18 protein-coding genes are annotated in these 23,268 nt (G+C 75.4%); 8 read left to right on the forward strand and 10 right to left on the reverse strand.

The genetic code is table 11. The features are described from left to right. The first annotated feature begins 90 nt into the window (after window positions 1-90). The 5 genes from FHS37_RS03310 to FHS37_RS03330 all read left to right on the forward strand — a co-directional run bounded on the left by FHS37_RS03310 (window position 91) and on the right by FHS37_RS03330 (window position 7,745). Window positions 91-495: a CU044_2847 family protein gene (locus FHS37_RS03310; protein ID WP_221499178.1), complete on the forward strand. Its 405-nt coding sequence runs from the start codon at window positions 91-93 to the stop codon at window positions 493-495. Then, entirely contained in the window at window positions 492-2,159 is a 1,668-nt protein-coding gene (locus FHS37_RS03315) for a VMAP-C domain-containing protein (protein ID WP_184817475.1), read from the forward strand. The genes FHS37_RS03310 and FHS37_RS03315 overlap by 4 nt, the downstream gene beginning before the upstream one ends. A 41-nt stretch (window positions 2,160-2,200) precedes the next feature. Then, complete coding sequence (locus tag FHS37_RS03320; RefSeq protein WP_184817476.1) at window positions 2,201-3,232, forward strand: AAA family ATPase; 1,032 nt, start codon at window positions 2,201-2,203, stop codon at window positions 3,230-3,232. Then, complete coding sequence (locus tag FHS37_RS03325; RefSeq protein ID WP_184817477.1) at window positions 3,222-6,578, forward strand: SAV_2336 N-terminal domain-related protein; 3,357 nt, start codon at window positions 3,222-3,224, stop codon at window positions 6,576-6,578. Before FHS37_RS03320 ends, FHS37_RS03325 begins: the two co-directional genes overlap by 11 nt. A gap of 129 nt (window positions 6,579-6,707) precedes the next feature. Beyond that, entirely contained in the window at window positions 6,708-7,745 is a 1,038-nt protein-coding gene (locus tag FHS37_RS03330) for a rod shape-determining protein (protein WP_184817478.1), read from the forward strand. 117 nt (window positions 7,746-7,862) lie between these two features. Here FHS37_RS03330 and FHS37_RS03335 read toward each other — a convergent pair whose 3' ends face one another. The 3 genes from FHS37_RS03335 to FHS37_RS03345 all read right to left on the reverse strand — a co-directional run bounded on the left by FHS37_RS03335 (window position 7,863) and on the right by FHS37_RS03345 (window position 9,868). Next, the gene (locus FHS37_RS03335; protein WP_184817479.1) at window positions 7,863-8,069 is read right to left on the reverse strand and encodes a hypothetical protein; all 207 of its coding nucleotides are present in this window, start codon (window positions 8,067-8,069) and stop codon (window positions 7,863-7,865) included. Between the two features lie 495 nt (window positions 8,070-8,564). After that, window positions 8,565-9,518, reverse strand: a complete 954-nt coding sequence (locus FHS37_RS03340) for an anti-sigma factor RsbA family regulatory protein (RefSeq protein ID WP_184817480.1) — start codon at window positions 9,516-9,518, stop codon at window positions 8,565-8,567. Further along, window positions 9,515-9,868 carry an STAS domain-containing protein gene (locus FHS37_RS03345; protein ID WP_308436685.1) on the reverse strand — a complete coding sequence of 118 codons (354 nt, stop codon included), beginning with the start codon at window positions 9,866-9,868 and terminating at the stop codon, window positions 9,515-9,517. The genes FHS37_RS03340 and FHS37_RS03345 overlap by 4 nt, the downstream gene beginning before the upstream one ends. 202 nt (window positions 9,869-10,070) lie before the next feature. Here FHS37_RS03345 and FHS37_RS03350 point away from each other — a divergent pair, with 202 nt between their 5' ends. Continuing rightward, a complete protein-coding gene (locus FHS37_RS03350; RefSeq protein WP_184817481.1) occupies window positions 10,071-10,751 on the forward strand; it encodes an ANTAR domain-containing response regulator in 681 nt (226 codons plus the stop codon). A 33-nt stretch (window positions 10,752-10,784) separates the two neighbouring features. On the opposite strand, the gene FHS37_RS03355 is transcribed toward FHS37_RS03350, so the two are convergent. After that, window positions 10,785-11,600, reverse strand: coding sequence for an RNA polymerase sigma factor (locus tag FHS37_RS03355; RefSeq protein WP_184817482.1), 816 nt, complete (start codon window positions 11,598-11,600; stop codon window positions 10,785-10,787). 202 nt (window positions 11,601-11,802) lie between these two features. Here FHS37_RS03355 and FHS37_RS03360 point away from each other — a divergent pair, with 202 nt between their 5' ends. Continuing rightward, the gene (locus FHS37_RS03360) at window positions 11,803-12,009 is read left to right on the forward strand and encodes a response regulator transcription factor (RefSeq protein WP_184817483.1); all 207 of its coding nucleotides are present in this window, start codon (window positions 11,803-11,805) and stop codon (window positions 12,007-12,009) included. Between the two features lie 40 nt (window positions 12,010-12,049). Here FHS37_RS03360 and FHS37_RS03365 read toward each other — a convergent pair whose 3' ends face one another. Next, window positions 12,050-14,500 (reverse strand): SpoIIE family protein phosphatase, encoded by a 2,451-nt coding sequence (locus FHS37_RS03365; protein ID WP_184817484.1) that lies wholly within the window; start codon window positions 14,498-14,500, stop codon window positions 12,050-12,052. Window positions 14,501-14,833: 333 nt separating this feature from the next. On the opposite strand from FHS37_RS03365, the gene FHS37_RS03370 reads away from it, so the two are divergent. Beyond that, on the forward strand, window positions 14,834-15,748 hold the full coding sequence (locus FHS37_RS03370) for an ABC transporter ATP-binding protein (RefSeq protein ID WP_184817485.1): 915 nt from the start codon (window positions 14,834-14,836) through the stop codon (window positions 15,746-15,748). A 69-nt stretch (window positions 15,749-15,817) separates the two neighbouring features. Here FHS37_RS03370 and FHS37_RS03375 read toward each other — a convergent pair whose 3' ends face one another. From FHS37_RS03375 to FHS37_RS03395, 5 genes are all read right to left on the reverse strand, one after another. Continuing rightward, entirely contained in the window at window positions 15,818-17,080 is a 1,263-nt protein-coding gene (locus tag FHS37_RS03375) for a beta-ketoacyl-[acyl-carrier-protein] synthase family protein (protein WP_184817486.1), read from the reverse strand. A gap of 5 nt (window positions 17,081-17,085) precedes the next feature. Continuing rightward, window positions 17,086-18,381 carry a beta-ketoacyl-[acyl-carrier-protein] synthase family protein gene (locus tag FHS37_RS03380; protein ID WP_184817487.1) on the reverse strand — a complete coding sequence of 432 codons (1,296 nt, stop codon included), beginning with the start codon at window positions 18,379-18,381 and terminating at the stop codon, window positions 17,086-17,088. 109 nt (window positions 18,382-18,490) lie between these two features. Beyond that, window positions 18,491-18,946: an SRPBCC family protein gene (locus FHS37_RS03385; RefSeq protein WP_184817488.1), complete on the reverse strand. Its 456-nt coding sequence runs from the start codon at window positions 18,944-18,946 to the stop codon at window positions 18,491-18,493. Beyond that, window positions 18,930-22,949, reverse strand: a complete 4,020-nt coding sequence (locus FHS37_RS03390; protein WP_184817489.1) for a non-ribosomal peptide synthetase — start codon at window positions 22,947-22,949, stop codon at window positions 18,930-18,932. Before FHS37_RS03390 ends, FHS37_RS03385 begins: the two co-directional genes overlap by 17 nt. Then, window positions 22,946-23,239: an acyl carrier protein gene (locus FHS37_RS03395; RefSeq protein WP_184817490.1), complete on the reverse strand. Its 294-nt coding sequence runs from the start codon at window positions 23,237-23,239 to the stop codon at window positions 22,946-22,948. Before FHS37_RS03395 ends, FHS37_RS03390 begins: the two co-directional genes overlap by 4 nt. Window positions 23,240-23,268 lie beyond the last annotated feature (29 nt).

Here is a 23,268-nt window from a genome sequence, read left to right on the forward strand (position 1 = left end):
CGACTCATGCGTCGGGTCAAGCACCTTACGTAACATAGGAGTTCACCGGGTTCACGCCCAGAGTCACACAGCGGGGGAGCGCGCGGCACCATGGACGGGTTGATGCGGTTCAGGACCGAGGACGGCGCCACGGTCGTCGTGGAGGGTGTGGAGGACGAGTCCGGTGCCCGGCTCGTCTCGCGCGGCGACGGCCCGGCCCGGGCGGCGCGCACCTTCGAGGGCTCCCTGGAGGGCGTGCGGGCGGCGGCCGAGTCCGCGCTGCGGGTCTTCCGGGACGGCACGCTCCGGCCGGACGCGGTGGAGCTGGAGTTCGGGGTGAAGCTGACCGCGGAGGCCGGGGCGGTCATCGCCAAGGGCTCGGCGGAGGGGCACCTGATCGTCAAGCTCAGCTGGTCGCCGGAGCAGGCCGGAACGGACGGGGCGGCCCGGACGGACGGGGACGCCCCGACCGGCGGGGCGTCCGGGACCGGCGGGGCGGCCGTCGGCCGGTCATGAGCACGGCTGCCTGGCACGCCCGGATCGCGTGCGGCGCCGAGGTCGGGGCGGGCTTCCTGGTCTCCGCGCGGCAGGTGCTCACCTGTGCCCACGTCGTCCGGCGCAGCGCCACCGCGGACGTCCGGGTGAGCTTCCCGAACCGCGCCGAACTCGGCGAGCTCACCGCCACGGTGGCCGTCCACGGCGGCTGGCGGGGCGGCGCCGCCGACACCGGCGACCTGGCCGTGCTGGAGCTGGAGCGCGAGGTGCCGCTCGCCCCGGCGGTCTTCGCACCCCCCGGCGCCGAGTGCGGCACCCCCTCCCCCGAGCTGGTCGCCTACGGCTTCCCCCGGGGGTACGAGGAGGGCACCCTCGCCCTGTACCGGGCGCTGCCCGGCCCGCTCGTCGCCGGGGAGTGGAGGCAGCTGGAGGCCGTCTCCGGGCACGGGCAGCCGCTGGCCGAGGGGTTCAGCGGGGCCGCGGTGACGCTCGCCGACGGTTCGGTGGTCGGGATGGTCACGTCGGTCGCGGGCGGCCGGGACGTGCGCGCGGGCCGGATGCTGCCCACGGAGGTCATGGCCCGCCACTGGAGCGGCCTGGGCGAGCTCGTCCCCACCCCCGGTCACGGCGCGGAGGAGCTCAGGGCGCTGTACGCCCTGGTGCGGCGGGCCGAGCGGACGGGACCGCGCTGCGATCCGGACCGGCTGTACGTGGACGCCGTCGGCCCCTTCGGCCCGCCCCTGCCGGACGGGGGCTTCACCTCGCTGGCGTCGGCGGCGGCGTACGTGCAGTGGGAGGTCCCGGAGCCGGAGGCGGTGACCCGGTTCGCCGACCGGCTGCGGGAGCTGCTGGACGGACCCCCCGCGCGCCCCTCGGCCTGGTCGCCGGTCGTCGTCGAGATCGAGCACAGCGGCGCCGGCCCCGACCAGGTCACCGTCGAGGTGTCCGCGTGCCGCGACGGCCGGCGCCACCCCGTGGGCGCGCGGCGGCTGCCGCGCGCCGCCGTGCGGTCCTACGTCCAGGAGCGCATCGACGAGGCGGTCGCCCGGCTCGCCCCGGGCGCCGACGAGCTGCTCGCCTTCGTCCTGCCGCGCGAGTGGCTCAACGAGCCCGTGGCCCACTGGGAGTGCGGCGCGGACGATCCCACCCCGCTGGGCTGCGCCTATCCGCTGGTCGTCGCCGACCGGTCCCGGCAGCGCAGCGGCCGGCTGCGCCACCAGCTGCACAAGAAGTGGCAGAAGCTGGACGCCGGTCCGGGCGCGGCCGTGCACCGCGTCGAGTGCGGCACCCGGGAGCGTCCGCCCCGGCTGCGCAAGCGGCTGTGGGACGACGGCGCCGAGCTGGTCGGCCTCGCCGCTCCGCCCACCGTGGCGCGGCAGTACTTCGAGGTCGGCCTGAACGTCCCGGTTCCCGTGCTGCTGTGGTCCCGCACCGGCTGTACCGGGGACGACCACGGGGCCGGCCACGGGGGCGCCTGCTCCGGCGACGCGTTCCTCGACGAGCTCACCGCGTCCGTCGCCGGTGTCCCGCCCGCCGAACTCCCGCGCCACTTCCTGGAGCTGCGCCTGGCCGCGGACGCCGCCGACGAGCCGGACCGGCACTGGGCGAGGGACGTGCAGCTGCTGTGGGACGACCCGCGCTGCTTCCCCGGGACCGCCGCGAGCCTGCACTCCCCCGTCGCCTGACCGCCCGGCCACCGCACACCGACCCCACGGAGAAGAGCCCCATGCCCCTGTGGCCCGTCTACACCGGCACGAAGGAACCGCACGACGGCGTCGACCGGCTGCCGCCGCCCCCGCCCTGGCGGGCCTTCGACGGAGGACCGGTGCTGGACCCGCCGGACGAGGCCGCCGACACCGCCGCCCTCTCCCCGGACCGCACCCACCGCGCCGCGACGTACCAGGCGACGCCGCAGACGGTCCAGCTGGTCAACGCGGCCCTGTACCTGCGCCGTCCGCTGCTGGTCACCGGCCCGCCCGGTACGGGCAAGTCCTCGCTCGCCTACGCGGTCGCCCGCGAGCTGCGCCTCGGCCCGGTGCTGCGCTGGAACATCACCAGCCGCAGCACGCTGCACGACGGCCTCTACCAGTACGACCCGCTCTCCCGCCTGTACGCGGCGCGGCAGTCGGCGGACCGGCCGGGCGAGGCGGGCGGGGTGGACGGGGCGGGCATCGAGCACCACCTGCGGCTCGGCCCGCTGGGCACGGCCCTGCTGCCCTACGCCCGTCCCCGCGCCCTGCTCATCGACGAGATCGACAAGAGCGACCTCGACCTGCCCAACGACCTGCTGAACGTCCTGGAGGAGGGCCAGTACGAGATCCCCGAACTGGTGCGCTCCGCCCGGCACCTGCCGGACGGGCGGGCCGAGGTGATGGCCGACGGCACCGACGAGCGGGTCCCGGTGGTGCGCGGCCGGGTCCGCTGCCGCTCCTTCCCCTTCGTCGTCCTCACCAGCAACGGCGAGCGCGAGTTCCCGCCCGCCTTCCTGCGCCGCTGTGTCACGCTGCGCCTGCGCCAGCCGGACGACCGCCACCTCGCCGAGATCGTCCGCGCCCACCTGGGCGAGCCGGACGCGTACGCCCGGAGCCTGATCGACCGCTTCCTGTCCCGGGTGGGCGCCGGCGACCTGGCCACCGACCAGCTCCTCAACGCGATCTACCTGGCCCGCTCCTCCGAGCTCGCCGCCGACTCGCTCGACGAGCTGGCGGAGCGGCTGATGCCGTACCTGGGCCAGGCGTCCCCCGCCGATGGCTTCTGACCACCCGGGCGCTCCGGAACCGCTGGCCCGCCTGGCCGACGTACTGGCCGGGGCGGCGGGCGGCCGGCGCCCGGCCCCGCTGGAGCTGGCCGAACTGCTGTGGCTGGCCCGGCACATGGACACCGGTGCCGAGGACCCCGCGCCCCCGGAACCGCGGGACGGTCCACCGCCCGACCGCCCCGCTCCCGTGCCCCGGGAGCGGGAGTCCGCGCCCCGGCCCGCCCCCCGGCCCGAGGAGCACGGCGTCCCGCGGGCCCCGCTCCACCTGCCGTCCCCGGCCCGGTCCGGCGACGGACCCGGTGGCGCGGGGGCCGAGCCCCACGCCGCCCTCCTGGCCCCGGCGCCGCCCATGCTGCGCCGCCCCCTGGCGCTGCAGCGCGCCCTGCGCCCGCTCAAGCGCCGGGTGGAGTCGCCCCGCGGCCGGGAGCTGGACGAGCACGCGACCGCCGACCGGCTCGCCCGCCTGGACGCCGCCCCCGACTCCTGGCTGCCGGTCATGCGCCCCGCCCGGGAGCGGTGGCTGCGCCTGAACCTGGTGCACGACGCCGGCCCCACGATGCCCGTCTGGCGGCCCCTGGTCCGTGAACTGCACGCGGTGCTGGCCCGGTCGGGCGTCTTCCGCACGGTGAACCTGCTGCGCGCCGACCCCGACGGCACGGTGCACGGCCCCGGCGCGCACGTCCCGGCCGACGGCCGCGTCGCCACCCTCGTCCTCAGCGACTGCATGGGCCCGCAGTGGAGGCACGGCCCGGCCGGCGCCCTCTGGTACGGCACCCTGCACCGCTGGGCCCGCAGCGCGCCCCTGGCCGTCGTCCAGCCCCTGCCCGAGCACCTGTGGCGCGACACGGCGCTGCCCGCGGTGCCCGGCCTGCTGTCGGCCCCGTACCCGGCCGCCCCCACCGCGGCCCTCGCCTTCACCCCCTACGAGGGCACGCACCCGGACGGCACGCCCACGCCGTGGAGCACCCTCCCGATCCCCGTCCTGGAGCCGGGCCCGGACTGGCTGGCGAACTGGGCGTCGCTCCTCGCCTCCCCGGGCGGCACCGGGGTCCCGGCCGCGGTGGCGGCGTCGGACCGGCCGCCGGTGGACCGCGACGACCGTACGGACGTCGGCCGGCTCACCCCCGAGGAACTCGTGCTGCGGTTCCGGGCGGCCGCCTCCCCGGAGGCGTTCCGGCTGGCCGGCCACCTGGCCCTGGGCCGTCCCGACCTGCCCGTCATGCGCCTGGTGCAGGCCGCCACCTCCCCGGACCCGCGGCCCCAGCACCTCGCCGAGGTCATCCTCAGCGGCATGCTCACCGCCGTCCCCGGCCCGCCCGGCTCCTACGCCTTCCGCCCCGGTGTGCGGGACCTGCTGCTGCGCGGCCTCCCGCGCACGGCCCGCAACCGCACCGCGGAGCTGCTGGACCGGGTGGGCGGTCTGATCGACGAGGGCGCGGGCCGCGTGCCCGGCGACTTCCTCGCGTCGACCCCGTCCCGCTCCGGAACGCTCACCGGCCCCGCCGACGGCGAGGCGTTCGCGACGGTCAGTCCGCAGAGCGCGCGCCGGCTGTCCGGGGCCGCCGAACCCTCCCCGCCCCGCGCCGCGTCCCCGCCGGGCTCCGCGTCCCGGGCGGGGTCCGCGGGGGCGGCGCCGCGGGACCACGCGACGGTCACCTTCCGGGCCGACGGCCTGTCCGGCCGCCCGGAGGCGCGCATCACCCTCGAGTACGCCGTCCACCAGGTCCTCTCCCGGAGCTCCCTGACCCCGCTCCAGTACGAGGTGCGGGTCCTGCCCGACGGGTACGACGTGCGCACCGAACCCGGCGCGTACCTGCTGCCCCTCCTGGTCGCGATCCTGCGCGGGCTCCCCCAGGCGCTCGCCGGGCTGCCGGATCCGCCGCGCCTGGAGGTGCTGCTCTGGGACGCGCCGACCGCGCCCCCCGAGCCGCCCGCACCGCACGGGCGGGCCGGTGTCGTGGTCGTCGTCCCGCCCGGCCTGTACGAGCAGTTCGCCGCCAGTTCCGCCGCCCGCGGGCCCGCGCGCTTCCGGCCCGTGTACGACGCCGGCGCGCCGTCCGCCCCGCCGGTCGCCTGGTACTGCCCGCTGGGCGCCGCGGACGCCGAACCCCCGGCGCGCGACCTGGTGCGGGGGCCGTTCATCACCCACGACCTGCGCGAGCTGGGGGCGCCCGCGCCGGGCCGCACGGCGGTCGTCCACACGCGGCCCGACGGCACGCTCGCCCTGCTCAACCCCGTCCAGCCGTACGGCACCCGCCGGCCCCACCCGGCGACCTACTACCTGGTCGACCTCACCTCGCAGCAGGCCTCGCGCACCGTCACCCTGCCCGGTGCGCGGGGGGGCTCCTTCACCGCGGCGGTCGCCCTGGCCTGGCACGTGACGGACCCCGTCGCCTTCGTCCGCGCCGAGGTCACCGGCGTGGCCGAGCGGCTGCTCGCCCACCTGCTGGACGCCACGGCCCGCGTCACCCGCCGCCATCCGGTGCGCCGGGCGGGTGCGGCCCAGCGCGAGGTCGCCGCCGGGCCGGCCACGTGGCCGGTGCCGGGCGTGGCGGTGTCCTGCTCCGTGCGGCTGGCCCGCGGGGGCGCGCCGCTGCCCGGGCCGCCGCGGGGGCCGGAGCCCCCGGGTCTCCGGCCGGCCGACGTCCTGGCCGGCGCGGACACCGTGCTGATCGGCTTCGACGGGCCGCTCGCCCGGCTGTTCTCGTCGCGCACCGCGCGCGAGGCCGCCCTGGAGCTGCTGGCCGTCGTCGCCGAGCACCGCCCGCCGCACGACGCCCTGGGGGGCCGCCCGCCCGCCCCCGGTGACGTGCCGCAGGACGCGCTCGTGCACCCCCTGGAGGTGCTGCGCGCCTTCGCCCACGACCGGCTCGGCCCGGTGCTGTGCGAACGCCTCGACGCCATCGAACTGCGGGCCGCGCCCGACGCGCCCATGACCTACCGTTCGGCCGCCCTCGTGCGCGCCCTGCACGCGTCCGGCCGGCGGGTCGTCGTCGTCGGTGACGTGGGCGAGCGGGCCGTCCGGCGCTGTCTGCGGCCCCACCGGCTGCCGCTGGCCGGCGTCCACGGCCGCAGCCGCGACCCCGCCCTGCTCATGCCCCACCCGGACTGCCTGGGGCGGGCCCTGAGCGCGTCCGGCGCGTCCGCCGCCCCGGCCGGTGTGCTGATCGGCTCGTCGGTCGCCGAGTTCACCGCCGCGCAGCAGGCGGGGCTGCCCTTCGTCGGCTACGCCTACACCTCCGCCGTCCGCCGCAGCCTGCGCGAGGCGGGCTGCGAGCTCACCGTCGACTCGATGGCCCCCCTCCTGGAGGCCGCCCGCTCGCTGCCCCGCCCGCGCGGTTCCTGACGCCCGCCCCCCGTTCAGCGGCCCCCCGCCCGGCCCCCCAGGAAAGGCGCCCGCCCCGGCACCCGCGGACGATGGCGGGGAGGTCCGTCGCCCGGCGGGCCGCTGGGTCCGCACTCGGGAGGATCTGCCGTGACCGCCACTCTGGAGCAGTTGCGCCGCTGCCACTTCGCCGTCGACCTCGGGGCGGCCCGCACCCGGGTGTACGTCAAGGGCGCCGGTCTCGTCGTCGACCAGCCGTCCGTCGCCGCCGTGAACACCCGCACCGGCGCGCTGATCGCGGTCGGTGAGTTCGCGGAGAAGATGACGGGCCGCACGCCGGACTACATCCGCGTCGTGCGGCCCGTCTCCGGCGGCACGGTCGTCGACATCGAGATGGCGCAGCGCATGCTGCGGCAGCTGCTCGGCGACAAGACCCGCCGCACGCTGCGCCGCAAGCCCTTGCTGCGGGCCGCGGCCTGCACTCCGCACGACGCCGATCCGCTCGCCCAGCGCGCCGCGATCGAGACCCTGGTCGGTCTCGGCGCCCGCCGGGTGGAACTGGTCGACACGCTGATCGCCGCCGCCGTCGGCTGCGGTCTGCCCGTGGAGCGCCCCGAGGCGGCCATGATCATGGTGTGCGGGGCGGCGGCCACCCAGGTGGCGGTGCTCTCCCTGGGGGCGATCGTGACGGCGGAGCGCATCCCCGTCGGCGGTGAGGCCGTGGACCACGCGATCGTGCAGCACCTGCGCCACCGGCACGAGCTGGTGCTGCCGAGCCAGTCCGTACGGCCGCTGCAGCTGGCGCTGTCCGGCAACGGGCTCACCCCCCGGGGCCCGGAGTCGACGGAGATCCACGGGCGGGACGTCGCCACCGGTCTGGCCCGTTCCGTGACGGTCGACACGGCCGCCGTCCGGGAGGCCATCCAGACGCCGCTGACCGCCGTCCTCGACGGCATCGGCAAGGTGCTTCGGGAGTGCCCGCCCGATCTGGTCGCCGACCTCGCCGACCGCGGGATCATGATGGTCGGCGGGAGCGCCCTGCTGCCGGGGCTGGACCAGATGCTGCGCGAGGCGACGGGCATGCCCGTGCACATCGCCGAACGGCCCGACGTGTGCGCCGTGCAGGGACTGGGCGCCATGCTGGAGGGCAGGATCGCACCGATGGTGCTGGACCCGCTGAAGGCTTAGGCCCCCCGTTCCCGGCGGGGCCGGAGCGGTCCGGACCGCCTCGGCGCGCAGCCCTCCGCCGGTGCGCTCGTGCGCCTCCACCGCCTCGGCCCGGAGCCGACGACGGCGCCCGCCCTCTCAGTGGAAGGCCAGCCAGCCGATGCCCAGGGCGCAGGTGAGGCCGGCGGCGGCCACGGCGGCGGGCCGGTTGCGGTGCAGTGCGAACCAGAGCAGCGCGGCGGTCACCAGCACGGCGCCCGTGCCGATCGCGGCGCGCGACGGCCCGTCGCCGTAGCCGTACTCACCGAAGTGCCTCGCCAGCCAGGCGAACCAGGCGATCCTCATCGTGCTCCCCGTGACTCTCTCCTCGAGGTGGCGACCAGGCCCCGCCGGGCGGGTACGCGGTCCGTCCCGTCCTCCACCGGACGGCGCGGCACCCCGCGCTCCCGGACGGCCGGACGCGCCGGCGTCGCCACGTCGCCGGAGACGTCGGACGGCCGGGTCTCCGCGACCGCGGTCACCTCGGTTCTCCCCCTGCTCACTTGTCCCTGCCAGCCCGGAAAGCGGCACGGCAGGACGAGCCGGTCGCGCTTTCGGCGGGCGGTGGTCAGCCGCCGCACCGGTGTCCCACCCGGCTCGTTCCCTCACCCGCAGTTTAGTGGCGGGGCCCGTACGGAAGCCGGGCGAGGTGACCTGAACGGCGGTCAACCGCCTTGCTCCACCCGGGGGATGCGGCCCGTACGCGTCCACCGCGCGCCGGACCACCGGCCCCGGAGGGGTCCGGCCTCCTCGGGGACCGTTCCCCCGGGAGCACACGGGACCCGTCCGGCCGGGGAGCGGTCACCGGGCGAACCAGCACCGCACCGTCGTGCCCTCGTCGCCGGTGTGCGTCCGCACCAGGTCGGCGATCAGGTTGACCAGCAGCAGTCCGCGCCCGCCGGGCCGCTCGCGGGCCGGGGGCCGGCGGCCGGCGAGCGGGTCGGTGAGCCGGCCCCGGTCGCGCACCTCGCACAGCACGTGGCCGCCCTCGCCCCAGACCCGCAGCACCCCCGAACCGCCGCCGTGCACCACGCTGTTCGTGGTCAGCTCGGTCGCGGCGAGGGCCAGGTCCTCCAGGGTGACGCCGGTGAGACCGAGCCGCCGCCCCTCGTCGGTGGCGAGGTGCCGGGCCCGGGTCAGCGACTCGGCGGCGAAGGGGAAGGTCATCGCGTCCGGCACGGGCGGCAGCGGCTCGTTGTAGCGGGCGACGACGGCGTCGGGGGCGTAGGCCGCGCTGCCGTGCGCCGGAGCGGAGCCGGCCGGGATGACGACGGGGTGGGTGGCGTGGGCGTCGGCGAGGACCGGTTCGGACAGGCTCCCGGCGTCGTAGGGGCACAGGATGGTCACCGCACGGCCCCGGAAGGCGGTGTTGATCAGCGCCTCGTGCTGGGCGCAGGCGGGGTACTCGGCCGCGGAGCGGCCGGCCCAGATCGGTTCGCCGACGATCCGCACCCGCCGCCCGGCCGGCTGGGCGTCGGCGAAGGCGCGCAGCACACCGGGGATGATCCGGCCGGGGTTGCGTCCGGCCTCCCGCATGTCCAGGAGCCGGACGGTCCGCGCGTCGTCGCCGAGCGCGTCCCGGATCAGCCGCAGCCGGTCACCGGGCACGGCGACCGCCACCGGCTCGCCGGCCGCCAGTCCCTCGCGCACGAACGGGACGGTGCCGTCCAGGTACTCCCGCTCGTCCCGGTAGAAGAGGGCGGGGTGGACGAAGGGGTCCGGGGCGGTCCCCACGGGTTCGGCCGCGGCACTCATGACATCGACACCTCGATCGTCGGAAGGTCGGGCCAGAACATCTCCAGCACCCGTCGCAGGGTCGGCGGCGGACGGCGCACCACGAACCACCGGCCGTCCCCGAGGCGCTCGGCGGCGGCCGCGAGGGCACCGGCGCCCGCGACGTCGGCGAACGTCACCCCGGACAGCTCCAGGTGGTACACGCCCCCGCCCTCGCGCACCGCCTGTTCCAGTACGCGTTCCCAGACCGGGTGCGTGGCGAGGACGATCTCCCCGGCCGCGCGGACGCCGTGGCACCCGTCCAGCGGGCGCACCGTCAGGACCGGCACCGGGTCCCCGGTTCCGTGCGGCGTCCGAGGTCGAGTGTCCACCACCGTCTCCCCACGTTCGGACCGGCGTCTACCCCGTCGGTTCCCGGCCACTCCCCGGCCCGGTGTGTAGTACGCCGCAGGCGGGGCAGGCGCACTCGCAGCGCAGCCGGGACCGTACGCAGCCTACCGCCCCCGGTTCCGACGGCGGACGGACTCCCGCGGACGCCCGGCGACCACCCACGAGCACCGACAAGGCGGTGACATGACCTCCGCGGCACCACTCCCCTTCCCGGGAAGGACGAACACCTTGGTCATCGGCGGGCGCATGGACGCGGACCGGGCGCTGCTCGCACCACGCGGCGAGCTCGTCCAAGGGTGCGCGGACGCCCTGGCCGAGAAGCTGGCGCAGCTGCCGGCCCGCACGGCGCGGGTGGATCTGGACATGAGCGGCGTGCACTTCATGGACACCGCGGGGCTGAAGTTCCTCGACGTCCTGCGCGACCACGGCCACCGGCGGTCGGTGCCGGTCACGGCCACCCGCTGGAACGGCCAGCCGCGGCGCATCCTGGAACTCGCCGGCCTCGACACCACGGACCCGCTGCGCTCCCCGGCCCCGCAGGACGCGCCGGCGCGGGCCGCCTCGGCGGTGGCCCTGGAGCGGGCGGAACGGCTGGACATGCTCCAGGCGGAGGTCGAGCAGCTCCGGCAGGCGATCGCCTCCCGCCCGGTCATAGACCAGGCGCGCGGCGTCCTGATGGCCACGTACGGCTGCACCTCGGACGAGGCCTGGCACATCCTCCGGGAGGCCTCCCAGCTGTCCAACACCAAGCTCCGGACGGTCGCCGCGGCCCTGACGGCCTGCGCGGCGGCGGAGGACACTCCCCCGCTGCCGGAGGAGGTGCGGGACGCCCTGGCCAGGGCCCTCGCCCGCCGCCGGTCCTGAAGGCCGGGCCGCGGCCCGCGCCGGGAAGCCGTCCTACGGGGACCGCTTCCTGCCGTGCGTCTCCGGCCGGCGGTCCGCGGTGGTCCCGGTGAAGGCGGTTCCGGGAGCCCCGGCGCGGAACGCCGAGGAGGGAGGGAGGGCGCCGGGAACGGCGTGGGTCACGTCCGAGGCGCGGACGTCCCGCCGCTTGCGCCTGCCGCAGACGTCGCACTGCCCGACGTGGCGGGTGATGCGCTTGCGCACCAGCACCGTCATCACGCCGTCCCAGCCGTCGAGCATCCGGCCCAGTTCGGCGCAGTCCTCCCGTCCGCTGCGGGCCAGGACCACCGCCGCCACGGCGTTCTCGAACTGCTGCCGTGCCCGGGACAGCAGCGCGTGCGCGTGGTTGCGCGGCATCCCCAGCGCCGCGGCCACCTCGGCACCGTCCAGGTCCCGGCGCACCAGCAGCTCCAGCACCTCGCGATCACGGGAGTTGAGCCCTTCGAAGGCGTCCCACACCAGGGTGCGGATCTCCTCGTCGCGCAGGCGCGCACCGAGGTCGCGCGCCTCGTCGGCCACCTCGCCGGCCTCCTCGAGCCCGGTGGTGCGGCCCGTGGCGCGCAGCTGGCGCCGGCATTCGTTGCGGGCGATCGCGTAGAGCCACGGACGCAGCCGCCGGGGGTCCCGCAGCTGGTCGATGCACTCGTTGGCGAGGACGAACGTGTCGTGCAGGGCGTCGGCGGCGGCGTCGCCGCTGCGCAGAACCGAACGGCAGTAGCCGTAGATCTCACCCGCGTAGGCGTCGTACGCCGCCGCCAGCCCCTCGGGGTCCGCGGCCCGTATGGCGGCCACCATTTCATGATCGTCCATATAGGAAACACTAGATTAAAACGGACATGGTTTGAACCCCCTCCCGCACACTGCGACAGACCCGGCACACGCTCGCCCCGCCCGTCGGACGGGAGGGAGGAAAAGGAAAAAAAGGACTTCGGAAAGTCGTTGTTCCGACCCGCCCTCGTGGCTCTTGTAAGGGAGCGGGACACAGGGTCCCGCCCCCCCCGAAGGAGCCAGCATGCACACGTCGTCCCGCGTCGCCCTGTCTCCCCGCGAGCAGCAGATCCTGCGGCACATGACGGAGGGGTGCACCTACGCCGGAACGGCGCGCCGGATCGGTATCTCCGTGCACACCGTCGACGGCTACCTGCGCCGGATCCGGGCCAAGACCGGCATCCACACCCAGGCGGAGCTGGTCCGCCTGGCGGTGACCCTCGGGATGTGACCGCCGGGCCCCGGGCTCGCGTTCCGTCCGCGCGGCGGTCTCACACGCCGACGGCCAGGAACTGTTCGGCCCAGATGGTCTTGCCGACCGGGCCGTGACGGGTGCCCCAGCGCTGGGCGAGCTGGGCGACCAGCAGCAGGCCCCGCCCCCCTTCGTCGAACAGCCGTGCGCGCCGCAGGTGCGGTGCGGTGTTGCTCGAGTCGAAGACCTCGCTGATCAGGACGTTGTCCCCGTGGATCAGCCGCAGCTGGATGGGCGGCAGGCCGTAGCGTATGGCGTTGGTGACCAGTTCGCTGACGATCAGTTCGGTGATCAGGGCGGCGTCGTCCAGCCCCCAGTCGGACAGCTGGCCGGTGGCCCGGCGGCGGGCCTCGGCGACGATCGCGGGGTCGTCGCCCAGGTCCCAGACGGCGACCCGGTCGGCGTGCAGGGCCCGGGTGGAGGCGACGAGCAGGGCGACGTCGTCGTCCGGGGGGTGGGTCAGCGCGGCCGCGAGGACCCTGTCGCAGACCGTCTCCACGTGCGTGGCGGGGCGGGCCAGAGCGGTGAACAGCTTGTCCAGGCCTTCGTCGATGTCGTGGTCGCGGGGCTGGAGCAGACCGTCGGTGTACAGGGCGAGGAGACTTCCCTCGGGCAGTTCGGTCTCGAAGGTCTCGAAGGGCAGGCCGCCCAGGCCCAGCGGCGGGCCGGCCGGGACGTCGAGGAAGTACACCGTGCCGTCGGGGGTGGCCACGGCGGGCGGCGGGTGGCCGGCCCGGGCGAGGGTGCAGTGGCGTGAGACCGGGTCGTAGACCGCGTACAGGCAGGTGGTGCCGATGCCCCCGGCGGTCTCGGGGGCGCTCTTCCCGCCCCCCTCCTCGGCGGACAGGTGCAGGACGAGGTCGTCGAGGTGCGTGAGCAGTTCGTCGGGCGGCAGGTCGACGTCGGCCAGGGTGCGCACCGCGGTGCGCAGCCGGCCCATGGTGGCCGAGGCGCGGATGCCGTGGCCGACGACGTCGCCGACGACGAGGGCCACGCGTGCGCCGGACAGCGGGATCACGTCGAACCAGTCGCCCCCCATACCGGCGCTGGTCGCGGCGGGCAGGTAGCGGGAGGCGACCTCGAGGGCCGCCTGGTCGGGCAGCGTCTGCGGCAGCAGGCTGCTCTGCAGCGTCATGGTCGTGGTGCGCGCGCGGGACTGCCGGCGGGTCTCGTGGATGCCGACGGCCGCCTGGGCGGTGAGCTTCTCGGCCAGCAGCAGGTCGTCCGGCCCGAAGGGCTCGGGGCGCCGGTGACGGCCGAAGAACGCCATGCCGATGACGGTGCCGTGCGCCCGCATCGGCACCACGAGCACCGCGTGCGCCCCCTCCCGGCCGATCCACGCGGCCGCCGGGTCCTGCCGCGCCCACTGGACGAGGTCGGCGTCGGCCGTGCCGTACAGGGCGCCACGGCCCCGGGTCAGACACCTCACCGGGGGAGACAGCGCCGGGTAGGTGACCGTCTCGGTCCGCGCGCTCGAGGGCCCGGGGCCGTCCTCGCGGACCGAGCGCACCGCGACGCGGCGCGCGGTCACCGGCTCCGACGGCGGGAGAGGGGGGTCCTCCACGCGGTGAACGCCCTCCAGCAGGTCGACGGCGGCGAAGTCCGCCAGCCGGGGCACGGCGGCGTCGGCCAGCTCCTGCGCGGTACGGGGGGTGTCCCCGGCGGTGCCGGTGCGGGAACCGGCGGCGCCCGGGGGGAGCGTCCGCTCCTGGGTGAGGCGCTCCCGCACCTCGTGGTGCGCCACCAGGCACACGGCGCGCACCCGGCCCTCCGGGTCCTTCAGCGGGGCCAGCGTGACCGGCCGGCCGTGCTCCGCGCCGGCGCCCGCGGGACGGAGACGGGGTTCCGCCCGCTGCGGTTCACCGGTGTCCGCCACCAACCGCATCCTCTCCTCGGTCTCCTCGTTCGCCGGACCCGGTGCGATCTCCGGCAGGCGCAGCCCGACCATCCGGCTCTCCGGCACGGACAGCACGTCCTCCATGGCCGCGTTCGCCCGCTCGAGCCGCCCGTCGGTGCCGAAGACCGCGAGGACGCAGGGGACTTGGCTGAACGCCCACTCCGTCAGCGCCTCGCCCCGGTCCCGTGACGCACGCGCCGCCGGGTCCGCCGCCGCGCACACCACGAGCCACTCGCCCGTACCGTCGCTCCTGCGCCGGTGGTGCGCGAGCAGCCCCAGCCGCAGCGGGTGGCCGTCGTGGTGCCTCAGCGCCACCGTTCCGCTGAGGCGTTCCTGCCCGCCCGCCGCCCGCCGCGCCGGCTCGTCCGCGTCGTCGGCGTCGTCGGCGAGCAGCCGGGCGGCCGGAAGCCCCACCACCTGCGCGGGCGCGTACCCCAGCAGCCGTCGGGCCTCCTCGCTCCACCCGGTCACGAAGCCCCGTTCGTCGATGGTGGCCGTGGCCGTCCGCACCGGCTCTCCGGTGTCCCGTGTCTCGTCCCGCCGTTCACCGGGAGGGCTGGAAAGTCGCTCCATCACCGCTCACCTCACGCCTGCTGATGCCCGGTCCCGCTCCCCACCGGGACCCGCACGGCCACCGCCCTCCCCACCAGCATCGACCCGCGGTCCACCGAGTACCAGCGCAGCACGTCAGGAGCGGCGGGGACGGAGGCGACGAGGAGGGGGATGTCAAGCCCCGAAGCCTCGGGACTGCCCCCTGCCGCCCGCCGGCCGCGAGGATGGGGTCGGATGTTCCGCCGCACGGCCGGGGCCCGCCGAGGGCCCCGGAGGACGACGGCGGAAGCGGAACCCACCGTCTCCACCAGGTGCAAGGCTGTGCGCGAGGCAGCCGTGAAGAGGTGAAAGAAGTTGACGGCTGCCATCTCGTTCTCCGGGCTGACCAAACGCTACGGCGCCCGTACCGCGATCGAGGACGTGACCTTCTCCGTACCGTTCGGCGAGGTCACCGGATTCTTCGGGCCGGACGGCGCCGGGAAGACGACCTGCCTGCGGATACTGGCCGGCCTGGTGGCACCGGACCGCGGCACCGCGACCGTCCTGGGGAGGCCCTTCGCGGAACTCCCCGGTCCGGCCCGGCAGGTGGGAGTGGCCCTCGACGGTGCCGGCGCGCACCCCGGACACACGGGCCGCCAGCACCTGCTGATGGCCGCCGCCGAGGCGGACATCCCGGCCCGGCGGGTGGACGAGGTCCTGGCGGTGACCGACATCGAGGGCGTCGCGGAGCGGAAGGTCGGGACCTACTCCCCGTGCACCCGCCGGCGCCTGGGACTCGCCACCGCGCTGCTCGGTGACCCGCGCGTCCTCGTTCTCGACGAGCCCGCGGGCGGCCTGGACCCGCAGGGCGTCCGCCGGCTGCGGACCCTCCTGCGGCGCCTGGCCGACCAGGGACGCGCCGTGCTGCTGTCGAGCCGTGCCCTGACCGAGGTGGAGCGGACCTCGGACCGCCTGATCGTGCTGCGCAGGCGGGTCCTCTTCACCGGCTCCGTCGAGGTGCTGCGCCACCGTCCCCGCTCCGCCGGGGGCGCGCTGCGGGTGCGCACCTCCGACGACGCCCGCATGGCCGCCGGGCTCGCCTCCTTCGGGAGCGACATCCGGTCGGAGACGGCGCACGGCGTGCTCGTCCAGGGGGCGGACGCCAAGACGATCCTCGCCACGGCCACGGCCGTCGGTGTCGAGGTGCACGAACTGGCCGAGCCGGTCGTGGACCTGGAGGAGGAGTTCCGCCGGCTCCTCGGCGACACCGCTCCCGGAAGTCTCCGGTGAGCGTCCCGCCCGCCCGGCGGCAGGGGGCGCTCCCCCGCCGCCGGGCGGCCGGCCGCGTGCCGGGGCCGGTCACACCGTGCGGAACGCCAGCACCACGTTGTGCCCGCCGAACCCGAAGGAGTTGTTGAGGGCGGCGACACGCCCCTCGGGCAGGGCCCGGGGTTCACCGCGCACGATGTCGGCGTCCACCTCGGGGTCGACGGTGTCGAGGTTGATGGTCGCGGGGGCGAGCCGGTCCCGCAGCGCGAGGACCGCGGCGACGGACTCCACCCCGCCGGCCCCGCCGAGCAGGTGCCCCGTCATGGACTTGGTGGCGGACACCGCGAAGTGGTCGGTGTCGTCGCCGAACACCGTGCGCAGCGCGAGGATCTCGGCCACGTCGCCCATCGGTGTCGAGGTGGCGTGCGCGTTGACGTGCACGATCTCGGAGGGCTTCAGGTCGTTGGACTCCAGCAGGTCGGTCAGCGCGGCACGGATGCCGCGGCCCGTCGGTTCGGGCTGGGTGATGTGGTGGCTGTCGGCGGAGAGGCCCTGGCCGACGGCCTCGGCGTACACCCGCGCGCCGCGCCGGGCCGCGTGCTCGGCCGCCTCGAGCACGAGGACGCCCGCGCCCTCGCCCATGACGAAGCCGTCCCGGTCCACGTCGTACGGGCGGGAGGCCGCCGTCGGGTCGTCGTTGCGCTTGGACATCGCCATCATGTTGCCGAAGGCGGCCATGTTCAGCGAGCAGATGGCCGCCTCGGTGCCGCCCGCCAGGACGATGTCGGCCCGGTTCGTGCGGATCATCTCGACGGCGTAGCCGATGGCCTCGGCGCCGGTGGCGCAGGCGCTGACCGGGCTGTGCACCCCGGCGCGCGCGCCCACGTCCCGGCCGACCGTGACCGAGGGGGTGCTGGCCATCATCATCTGCAGGGCGTACGGGGAGATCCCGCGGGGCCCCTGCTGCTTGAGCATCTCGTACTGGTCGAGCAGCGAGGTCATGCCGCCGATGGCGGAGGCGACGACCACGCCGAGCCGGTCCGGGTCCACCGCGGCGTCCGTGCCGGCCCGGCCGGTGAGCCCCGCGTCGGACCACGCCTCGCGCGCCGCGACGAGGGCGAACTGGGCCGCGCGGTCGAGCTTGCCCGTCTCGGACTCGGGCAGCACCTCCCTCGGCTCCACGGCGGCCTCGGCGGCGATGCGCACCTGTACCTCGTCGGCCCAGTCGTGCCGCAGGGGCCGGACCCCGGAGCGGCCGGCCAGCAGCGCCCGCCAGGTCGAGGCGGCGTCGCCGCCGAGCGGGGTGGTGGCACCGAGGCCGGTGACGACCACGGTGCGGTCGATCGCTGTCACAGGAATCACTCCACGTCCGGATCGGTGAGGGGCTGGGCGGGAACGCCCCGGAAGGTCAGGGCCACGTTGTGCCCGCCGAACCCGGCGGAGTTCTTCACCGCGACGTTCTGTTCGCTCCCGAGCTTGAGCGGGCCGCCGTGCACCACGTCGACCGAGAGGCCGTCGTCGAGGCGGGTGAAGTTGCGGGTCGGCGGCACGATGCCGTGGTGGAGGGAGAGGACCGTGGTGATCGACTCGATCGCCCCGGCCGCGCCGAGGCTGTGCCCGGTCATCGACTTGTTCGCCGAGACCGCCGGTCCCCGGCCGGCGTCCCCGAACACGGCCCGGATGCCGTGCGCCTCGGCCGCGTCACCGGGCAGCGTCGCCGTGCCGTTGGCGTTCAGGTGCGCCACCTCCCCGGGCAGGACGCCCGCGTCGGCGAGCGAGGCGCGGATGGCCCTGGCGGTTCCGGCGCCGGACGGGTCGGGCTGCACCATGTCGTGCGCGTCCGAGGAGACGCCCACGCCGGCGAGCTCGGCGTAGATCCGCGCGCCGCGCTCCCGGGCGTGCTCCTCGGACTCCAGGACGAGGATGCCCGCCCCCTCGCCGAGCACCATCCCGTCGCGCTCCGCGTCGTACGGCCGGGAGGCGGAGGCGGGGTCGTCCACCCGCTTCGACAGGGCGCGCATGGCGCCGAAGGACGCGAGGACGAGGGGGTGCAGCGGTGCTTCGGTGCCCCCGGCCACCACGACGTCCGCCTCGCCGCGGCGGATCAGCTCGGCCGCCGTGACCAGGGCCTGCGTTCCGGACGAGCAGGCGTTCACCGTGGCGTGCACCCCGGCCCGCGCGTTCACCAGCAGGGCGACGGCGGCAGCGGAGCCGTTGCCCATGGACATCGGCACGGTGAGCGGGGGGACCCGGTTCCACCCCCGGCTCTTCAGCGCCTCCCAGCCGTTGATCATCGCGTTCATGTCGCCCAGGGCGGCGGACACGACCACGGCCACCCGCCGGGGGCGGGCGGCGGTGTCGAGGCCGGCGTCGTTCCAGGCCTCCGCCGCGGCGGTCACGGCGAGCTGGGCGGAGCGGCTCAGGCGCCGGCGCTGCCGGTGCTCGAGCCCGGGCCCGGGCTCGACCTTCACGCGCCCGCCGATCGCCGGGGGCATCTCCCGCGTCCAGGGCTCGTCGTCCAGCAGGCGGATGCCGTTGTCACCGCGCACCATCGCTTCCCAGGTGCCGGCGACGTCGCCGCCGAGTGCGGTGGTCTCCCCGAGGCCGGTGACGACGACCTTCGTACGCTCGTGCTGAGGAATGGTCCCCGGCATGGCTTCTCCTTCTCAGATCCCGTTCGGGTCGTTGACGCAGGGGGGCACGGCGGCCGGCCGTGCCGGTGTGCGCCCGCCGGAGGCCGCTCCGCCTCCGGCGGGCGGGCGGTCAGGACCGGTGGTGGGCCGGCTGCGCGAGCCGTTCGGCGAGCTTGCCGGAGTCCTTCTTGACCTGGCTGACGAGCACCTTCTTCAGCAGGGACTTCGGCATGATCCCGAAGAAGTCCCCGGGCTCCACGTCGAACGTCCAGTGCACGCCGGTGGTGCCGTCCGCGCGCTCGGTGTAGTCGTAGGTGCCGGTGTAGCCGAACGGCCCGTCCACCACGTGGAACCTGGACCGGCGGCCCGGCTCGAACTCGGTGATCTCGACGGTGAAGGTCATCTTCTTGCCGATCAGCTGGAAGGTGATCTCGTACCGGCAGCCCGGTCGCGCGGCGCCGTTCAGCAGCCGCGTGTCCACGCAGGCGGACTGCCACTCGGGGTCGCGGGCGGGGTCCGACAGCCAGGCGAACGCCTCCTTCGGCGCCACCGGAAGGTCGAACGCGTACTCAGCCCTGAGCGTCATCGGTGTGTGCTCCCATGTGCGGTGCGATCGCCTGTGCGGCGACGGCGGCGTGCGGCGGATACATGACGGAGTTGTGGTCGCCGGAGACGTCGACGACCTGGAGCGATCCCTTGATCAGCGCCTCCCAGCCGAGCTTCGGGCCGTAGTCGACCTGCTCGTCCACCGCGCGCAGCAGCAGCAGGTCGAGGTCGTTCGGCTCGGGCAGGTAGGTCTGCAGGGCGATGCCGTTGGCGAGGTACGCCTCGAAGTAGCGCAGGATCTGGGCGCGGTCGGCGTCCTCGGCGAGGACGCCGAGGGCGGCGGCCCGCTGCAGGATGTGGTCGAACGCGGCGTCGCCGCCGAGCGCCCGCAGGTCCTCCGCGGGGATGTCGAGGGTCTTTCCGTAGGGCACCGCGAGGTCCCGGGCGAACCACGACAGGATCGTCGCGTCGTCCGCGGTCTCCGGGATGTTCTCCTCGATCGGGGCGCGGCTGTCGATGGCGGCGAGCAGCTCGATCTCCTCGCCGGCCGCCCGGAGTTGCCCGGCCACCTCGTAGGCGATCACGCCGCCGAAGCACCATCCGCCGAGGGCGTAGGGCCCGGTGGGCTGGATCTCCCTGAGGTACTCGATGTACCGGGTGGCCATGCCCTCCACGCTGACCTCGGCCTCGCCCACGTTCTCGATGCCGGGGGCCTCGACGGCCAGGACCGCCCGGCCGGCGGGCAGGTGCCGGGTCAGTTCGACGTAGCAGAAGACGGTGCCGCCGAAGGGGTGGAACAGGAACAGCGGCCTGCTGTCCGGCTCCCCCTCGCGCAGGGTGACGACCGGGGTGCGGGAGGTCTCCTGGCCGCCGCGCCGGACGAGGGTGGCGAGTTCGGCGATGGTGCCCTGCCGCAGCAGTTCGGAGATCGGGATCTCCACGCCCCACTCCTCGCGGACGGCGGCGCTGAGCCGGACGGCGAGCAGGGAGTGGCCGCCCACGTCGAAGAAGTTGTCGTGGACGCCGACCTCGGGGATGCCGAGGATCTCGGTCCACATGCGCGCCAGGGTGATCTCCGTGGCGTCGCGCGGCTTCTCGAAGGTGGCGTCCGAGGTGACGGCGGGCGCCGGCAGCCGGTTGCGGTCGATCTTCTTGTTGGCGGTCAGCGGCAGTTCGTCCAGGAGGACGACGATGCCCGGGACCATGTACTGCGGCAGCGAGACGGCCGCCGCCGACTTGATCTCCGCCGTCCTGAGCTCGGCGCCCGGCTCCGGCACGACGTAGCCGACGAGCCGGTCGTCGCGGACCACGACGACGGCCGCGGACACCCCGTCCACCGCCTGCAGCACGGCCTCGACCTCGGCGAGTTCGATGCGGTAGCCGCGCAGCTTGACCTGGTTGTCGAGACGGCCGTGGTGCAGCAGCCGCCCGTCGCTGGTCCAGCGGGCCCGGTCGCCGGTGCGGTACAGCCGCTGCCGGGGCGCGGCGGGCAGCCCCGTGACGAACCGCTCCGCGGTCAGTTCCGGCCGGTCCCAGTACCCGATGGCCAGCCCTTCGCCGCCGATCCACAGCTCACCGGGGAACCCGGGCTCGACACTGCGCCCCTGCGGATCCAGCACGTACAGCTGCGTGTTGGCCAGCGGCCGGCCGATGTCGATGCCCCGCGCGGGGTCGACGCGGCCCTCGGTGGACCAGATGGTCGTCTCGGTCGGACCGTACACGTTGTGCAGGGCGGCCACCCGGCCGGTGAGGAACTCGGCCAGGTCCAGCGGGAGTTCCTCGCCGCCGCACAGGACGTTCAGCCGCGGGCAGCCGTCCCACCCGGCGTCGCGCAGCATGCGCCAGGAGGTCGGGGTGGCCTGCATCCAGGTCGCCCCGGAGTCCTCGATGCGGGCCGCGAGCCGCGCGCCGTCGGCGGCCGTCTCGCTGTCGCACACGATGACCCGCCCGCCGGCCACCAGGGGCATGAACAGCTCGAGCCCGGCGATGTCGAACGAGACGGTGGTGACGGCGAGCAGGCTGTCCGAGGCGGAGAAACCGGTGTTCTCCCGCATCGACAGCAGCAGGTTCACCAGGGCGCGGTGCGGAATCGCCACGCCCTTGGGGCGGCCGGTGGAGCCGGAGGTGTAGAGGATGTACGCCAGGTCCGACGGAGTCGGCGCCGCCGGTTCCGCGCCCTCGCCGGCCCCGGGCTCCCGCGCGACGGTGCCGATGACACCGGTCTCCAGGTCGTCGAGGTTCAGCACGGGCAGCCCGGCCGGCCGGTTCTCCTCCAGGCTCCGCTCGCCGAGCAGCAGCCGGGCGCGGGAGTCCTCGGCCATGTAGGCCAGCCGTTCCACGGGGAGCTTGGGGTCCAGCGGCACGTAGGCGGCGTCGGCCTCCAGGACGCCGAGCAGGGCCGCCACCAGCGGGGCGCCGCGTTCCGCCATCACCGCGACCCGGTCCCCGCGGGCGATGCCGGCCGTGCGCAGGGCGGCGGCGACCCGTTCGGTCTCCGCCAGCAGACGGCGGTAGCTCCACTCCTCGCCGTCGGCGACGAGGGCGGTCGCCTCGGGTGTGCGCCCCGCCTGCTCCCGGAACAGCTCCGGCAGCCTGTCCGGGGGCAGTTCGCGCACCGGGCCGGAACCCTGTGCGGCGAGCTGCGCCACCTGCCGCTCGTCGCCCCGGGCGAGCCGGTGCAGCGGCTCGTCCGGGTGCTGGACCAGGGTCTGGACCGTCGTGACGAAGGTGGCGGCCAGTTCGCGGGCCGTGCCCGGCTCGAAGATGTCGGTGTTGTAGCGCAGGACGCCCGCGAAGGCGCCGTCCCGCTCACCGCCCATCTCGATCCACAGGTCCGTCTGGCCCTCCTGCTGCGGCAGCGGATACGGCCGCAGGGTGGCCCCCGCGACGTCCAGTCGGGCGCCGGGGCCCGGGTCCAGCAGGAAGAAGGCGTCCATGTCGGTCAGGAACGGCAGCCGGTCCCAGGCGAAGCCGGCCTGGTACAGCGGCGTCCGGCTCGGGTCCCGCGGCGGGGCGAGCTCCCGCACCAGCCAGGGGAAGGGCAGCTCCTGCGCCCGCATCGCCTCGAGCGTCCGGGCCCGGGTGGAGGCGAGCACCTCGCGGTACGTCGCGTTCTCGTCGACCTCGCCCCGTACGACGACGGTGTTGACGAAGTTGCCGAGGGCGTCGCGGAACTGCCGCTGCAGCCGGCCCGAGGTCGGGGTGCCGACCAGGACGTCCGACTGGCCGCTCAGCCGGCTCAGCAGCACGAAGTAGGCGGACAGCAGCACCATGTACGGCGTCGCCGACGCCTCGCGCGCCAGGTCCCGCACCGCCTCGGTCGCGGCGGCCGACAGGGCGAACGGCACCGATCCGCCGTCGTACGTCGGTGCCGGCGGCCGGGGCAGGTCACCGTAGAGGTCCAGGCCGGGCGGTGCGTCCGCCAGCCGGGTGGCTTCGCCGTCGACCAGCGCGCGGGCCTTGTCGGTGGCCAGGAAGCGTTGCTGCTGCTCGGCGTACGCCGCGAAGGCGGTGCCGTCGAGGGTGAACCGGTTGGGCACGCCCTCGAGCCGGCTGCGCACCTCGGAGAGCAGCAGCGCCAGCGACCAGAAGTCGGCCGCGACGTGGTGCATCACCACGGCGAACACCCAGGTGCGTTCCGCGGTGCGGTACAGGTGGACGCGCCACAGCGGCGGCCGGGACAGGTCGAACGGGATCCGGGTGTCGGTCCTGACGCGGTCCCGCAGCGCCTGGGGGTCCAGGCCCCGGGCGTCGGTGTGCCGGATGTCGAGCGGCACGGATTCCGGCACCCACTGCGTCGGCCCGTCCTCGCCGGGCCGGAAGCAGACGCGCAGGGCGTCGTGCTCGCTCATCAGGTCGTCCAGGATCTCCCGGACCCGGACGCCCAGTTCCGGGTCGGCGGTGACCTCCGCGCCGAACACGATGTGGTAGGCGGAGCACTGCGGATCGGTCTCGTGGATGAACCAGAGGCCGACCTGCTGCGCGTTGACGAAGGGCAGCGGGGCTGCCGGGGAATCGATGGTCGTCGGTGTCCGGTCCGTCATCGCTGACCGTCCGCGGCGGCCGGCACGGGCTCGGCGTTCATCAGCTTCCAGAGCGCCTCGGCCAGGGTGTCCACGGTCGGGTGGTCCCACAGCAGGTCCACCGGCAGGTCGGACAGGCCGCAGGCGTCCTCGACCTCCATCCCCACGGAGAGCGCCGCCATGGAGTCGAGGCCGTAGGAGGTGAAGGGCTGGTCGGTGGCCAGTTCCCCGGCGGGTATCCCGGCCTCGGCGGCCACCGCCTCGGTGAGTACGTTCTTCACGTCGTCGAGCGTCATGTTCCTGGTGTTCATCTCGGGTCGAGACCTTCCGGTGTTCCGAT

It is taken from the genome of Streptomyces griseomycini, from assembly GCF_014203535.1.
GTDB lineage: Bacteria > Actinomycetota > Actinomycetes > Streptomycetales > Streptomycetaceae > Streptomyces > Streptomyces griseomycini.

Excerpts from the sequence above, each read along its gene's own strand:
- FHS37_RS03320 (WP_184817476.1), top strand. The coding sequence starts at position 2,201 with ATGCCCCTGTGGCCCGTCTACACCGGCACGAAGGAACCGCACGACGGC.
- FHS37_RS03355 (WP_184817482.1), bottom strand. The coding sequence starts at position 11,600 with ATGGACGATCATGAAATGGTGGCCGCCATACGGGCCGCGGACCCCGAG.
- FHS37_RS03350 (WP_184817481.1), top strand. The coding sequence starts at position 10,071 with ATGACCTCCGCGGCACCACTCCCCTTCCCGGGAAGGACGAACACCTTG.
- FHS37_RS03360 (WP_184817483.1), top strand. The coding sequence starts at position 11,803 with ATGCACACGTCGTCCCGCGTCGCCCTGTCTCCCCGCGAGCAGCAGATC.
- FHS37_RS03310 (WP_221499178.1), top strand. The coding sequence starts at position 91 with ATGGACGGGTTGATGCGGTTCAGGACCGAGGACGGCGCCACGGTCGTC.
- FHS37_RS03340 (WP_184817480.1), bottom strand. The coding sequence starts at position 9,518 with ATGAGTGCCGCGGCCGAACCCGTGGGGACCGCCCCGGACCCCTTCGTC.
- FHS37_RS03390 (WP_184817489.1), bottom strand. The coding sequence starts at position 22,949 with ATGACGGACCGGACACCGACGACCATCGATTCCCCGGCAGCCCCGCTG.
- FHS37_RS03365 (WP_184817484.1), bottom strand. The coding sequence starts at position 14,500 with ATGGAGCGACTTTCCAGCCCTCCCGGTGAACGGCGGGACGAGACACGG.
- FHS37_RS03380 (WP_184817487.1), bottom strand. The coding sequence starts at position 18,381 with ATGCCGGGGACCATTCCTCAGCACGAGCGTACGAAGGTCGTCGTCACC.
- FHS37_RS03335 (WP_184817479.1), bottom strand. The coding sequence starts at position 8,069 with ATGAGGATCGCCTGGTTCGCCTGGCTGGCGAGGCACTTCGGTGAGTAC.
- FHS37_RS03385 (WP_184817488.1), bottom strand. The coding sequence starts at position 18,946 with ATGACGCTCAGGGCTGAGTACGCGTTCGACCTTCCGGTGGCGCCGAAG.
- FHS37_RS03315 (WP_184817475.1), top strand. The coding sequence starts at position 492 with ATGAGCACGGCTGCCTGGCACGCCCGGATCGCGTGCGGCGCCGAGGTC.
- FHS37_RS03325 (WP_184817477.1), top strand. The coding sequence starts at position 3,222 with ATGGCTTCTGACCACCCGGGCGCTCCGGAACCGCTGGCCCGCCTGGCC.
- FHS37_RS03395 (WP_184817490.1), bottom strand. The coding sequence starts at position 23,239 with ATGAACACCAGGAACATGACGCTCGACGACGTGAAGAACGTACTCACC.